The sequence below is a fragment of the Anabaena sp. UHCC 0253 genome (assembly GCF_009712085.1).
Classification (GTDB): Bacteria; Cyanobacteriota; Cyanobacteriia; order Cyanobacteriales; family Nostocaceae; genus Dolichospermum.
Genome location: NZ_VILD01000005.1, coordinates 269,363 through 273,260 on the forward strand (window position 1 = coordinate 269,363; position 3,898 = coordinate 273,260).

Annotated in this window: 3 protein-coding genes; all 3 read left to right on the forward strand. The window is 31.2% G+C overall.

The window, feature by feature from the left end:
- On the forward strand, window positions 1-451 hold a 451-nt coding region (locus FJR38_RS15480), incomplete at its 5' end, for a response regulator transcription factor (protein WP_168538012.1).
- 347 nt (window positions 452-798) lie between these two features.
- A complete protein-coding gene (locus tag FJR38_RS15485) occupies window positions 799-2,913 on the forward strand; it encodes a PAS domain-containing protein (protein ID WP_168538014.1) in 2,115 nt (704 codons plus the stop codon).
- 74 nt (window positions 2,914-2,987) lie between these two features.
- On the forward strand, window positions 2,988-3,898 hold a 911-nt coding region (locus FJR38_RS15490; protein ID WP_168538256.1), incomplete at its 3' end, for an ATP-binding protein.

Here is a 3,898-nt window from a genome sequence, read left to right on the forward strand (position 1 = left end):
AGATACTCTTGATGACCGGGTACAAGGTTTAGACGCAGGTGCTGATGATTATCTAGTCAAACCTTTTGAATTACGAGAATTACTAGCTAGAGTCCGGGCTTTGTTGCGTCGCACTGGGGCAGAATCCCATAGTAACATTACAGGAAAGTTAGTTGTTGCAGATTTAGAACTAGATATAGAAAATCAAATAGCTTATCGTCACACCAGAATTATTGAACTTTCTCAAAAAGAAAGCCAGTTGTTACAATACTTCATGGAAAATACTGGACAATTACTAACTCATAGTCAGATTTTACTACATCTATGGCAAAATGAGGAACAACCTAGTAGCAATGTCATTGCGGCTTTAATTCGTCTATTGCGTCGGAAGGTAGAAGTAATGGACGAAACTCCACTGATTCACACTGTTTATGGTAAAGGTTATCGTTTTGGATCTGCTGTAGTTGAATAAATTTAGCCTAATATTTCTAATGATTTTAGTTAATTTATCAAATATAAGTAGAACGGACTAAATAATTCCAGTTTTGTAGTGAGGACTAAAGTCCTCATTTAAGGGCTTCAGCCCTTACTACGAAATCATCTCAATATTTTTTACATTACTTAATCTAAGTTGATTTCTTTTTGTCTAGTTACTTATAGGACTTACGCACAAGTTACGGAATAATGAACCACGAAGACACGAAGAACACGAAGGAATGAGAGTTTCAAAGATATTTTGCGTAAGTCCTAACTTATATAAATATTAACTCTTTTTTTTGCTTCTTGAACCAACTCTTTATTCAACCAACCTGAAATAATATGCGGTTTTTTACTAATTTATTAAAGTTACCAAAAGTATCTCTCAATCCTAAAGAAATTTTACTACTTATCTTACTAATTATTGCAGGATATCTTGGCAACTACTTTAAACTGACACTCTTTTTTGGAGTTGATTTTTTATTTGGTAGCATAGCTGTTTTGATCATAGTAGCTATTTATGGATCTGTTTGGGGAACAATAGCTTCTATCATCAGTAGCAGTTTTACATGGGTATTATGGGGACATCCCTATGCAATGATTATCTTTATTTGTGAGTCCATATTTGTAGGATTATTTTTACGAAAACAAAGCCAAAATTTACTTTTATTAAATGGCATTTATTGGTTAGTATTAGGTATACCACTAGTCGCTATATTTTATGGTGGAATATTACAAATAAGTCTGATAGCAACAGTATTAATCGCTATCAAACAAGCTGTAAATGGTATATTCAATGCTCTAGTTTGTAGTTTGATTATTAATTATTTACCTATAGAAAGATGGTTGAGAATCAAAACAAAAAAACATACGATTTCTTGGCAACAATCATTATTTAATTTATTCATAGCTTTTGTATTTTTTCCAGTTATGACAATTAATATAAATAACGCTATTCGCTCGGCTGAAACTATTGAAATGGCTATTATTAAAGATATAAATTTTTTATCATTAGCATTTAAAAATAATATTAAATTTTGGCAGGAAAATCATATAACTAGTTTAAAAAGAATTGCTAACTATCTAGACTTAACAGAGGAAAATTCATTTATAAAAACCCAAGCTAATTTAGAAAATATTCAAAAAATATTTCCACAGTTCAATGAAATTTATATAGTCAATAATGCAGGAAAAATTATTGCAAAATCTCCATATCAACTAAAATCCTCTATAAATTTTAGTGAAAGAACTGACTTCCAGCAACTCAAAAATTATGAATCTTCTTTCACCACTAATATCCAATCTACATCAATAAAATTGGGCAAAGATGAAATTGTTAATATAGGTGTGCCTATTGTTAACAATAATCAATTTTTGGGTGCTATTTTTGGTGAATTAAAGCTAACAAAATTAATTAATTTAATTGAAACAACAAAAATAAATGAAGATTTTGAGATTACTATTATAGATCAAAAAAATCGTGTAATTGCTACTAGCTTAGATACAATTGAACCATTAGAAATTTTCACTCTTTACGAAGATAAAAAAATTCGCAATTTGAATAATAATGTTGTTCATTTACTACCAAGTTCACCTAATCTACCAGCTATATGGAAATGGGAAAACTCCTTTTATGCACAAACAAGTTCTTTAAATAATGATATTGACTTCAAAATAGTTATTCAAATACCAACAAAACCGCAAATAGATTATATTCGGACAATCTATATAAAAAATCTATCAATTATGTTATTTACTGCCATTATAGCTTTAATAGCTGCGATGTTACTAAGTAACAAATTAGTACAACCTATGTTGAGATTAACTCAGGTTACTACTGATTTACCCCAAAAAATCTTAGCAGAAGAAGAAATTATTTTTGATAATAGTATAGTTGCCGAAATAGACTCTCTAACGCACAATTTCAAATCAATGATTTTAGCACTAAATCAAATGTTCCAAGAAATAAAAAGTGCTAAAAATAGTCTCGAAGAACGGGTAGAAAAACGAACTCAAGAATTATCAATTACTAATCGAGAATTAGAATCAGAAATTATCAAAAGACAAGAGATAGAAGCAATATTAAGAGAAAGAGAGGAACGCTATGAACTAGCAATTTCTGGAACTAATGATGGTATTTGGGATTGGGATTTAATAACTAATCAAGTTTATTATTCACCCACTTGGATGAGAATTTTGGGTTATGAAGATCAACCCCTACCCAATATTTTCTCAACATGGTCAGATAATGTACATCCAGATTCACTCCTCATAGTTATGTCTGATATTAATGATCATCTGGAAGGAAAAACAGATGTTTATCAAAATACTCATCGCATTAAACATTACAATGGCAATTATATTTGGATAGCATCGAAGGGGAAATGTATTCGTAATGAACAGGGAAAAGCCTATCGTCTAGTAGGCATAATTACAGATATTACAGATAAAAAATAGCAGAAGAACAACTCAAATCAGCTAAAGAAGAAGCGGAAATTGCCAACCAGACTAAAAGCCAATTTCTGGCAACTATGAGTCACGAAATTCGCACACCAATGAATGCAGTCATAGGGATGACAGGACTTTTACTGGATACTCAATTGACATCACAACAGCGAGAATTTGTAGAGATTATTCGTAATAGTGGTGATGCCATGCTGACACTAATTAATGATATTTTAGACTTCTCTAAAATTGAGTCTGGTAAGTTGGAGATAGAAGAACAAACTTTTAATCTCAGAAGTTGTATTGAGGAGTCGCTGGATTTAGTTGCTCCTAAAGCTAGTGAACAAAACTTAGAGCTTGCTTATATAATGGATGCAGAAAGTTATGAATTAATTAGTGGTGATCTTGCTAGACTTAGACAAATTTTAGTTAATCTATTAAGTAATGCTATTAAATTTACTAAATCTGGTGAGGTGATACTTTCCGTAACTAGTCAATTAAAAAATCAATCAAATTCTGCTATACATGAAATTATATTTACGGTTAAGGATACAGGTATAGGTATTCCAGAAGATAGAATGGATAGACTATTTAAGCCTTTTAGTCAAGTTGACGCTTCCACTACTCGTCATTATGGTGGTACTGGCTTAGGTTTGGTAATTAGCCAAAGACTAGTGGAAATGATGGGTGGTAAAATTAAAGTTGAAAGTAAAATTGGTGAAGGATCTCGTTTTTCCTTTAGTATTGTTACCCCATTTGTGAGTAAATCTGAATTTATCCATGATGAAAATCAAAAACAATTATTAGCTAATCAACGTTTATTAATAGTTGATGATAATGTGACAAATCGTCAATCTTTAATGTTACAAGTTCAATCTTTTGGGATGATACCTATTGTTGCGCCTTCAGGAAGAGAAGCGATCGCCTATTTGCAACACCAAAAGTTTGATTTAGCTATTTTAGATATGGAAATGCCAGAAATGGATGGTTTAACTCT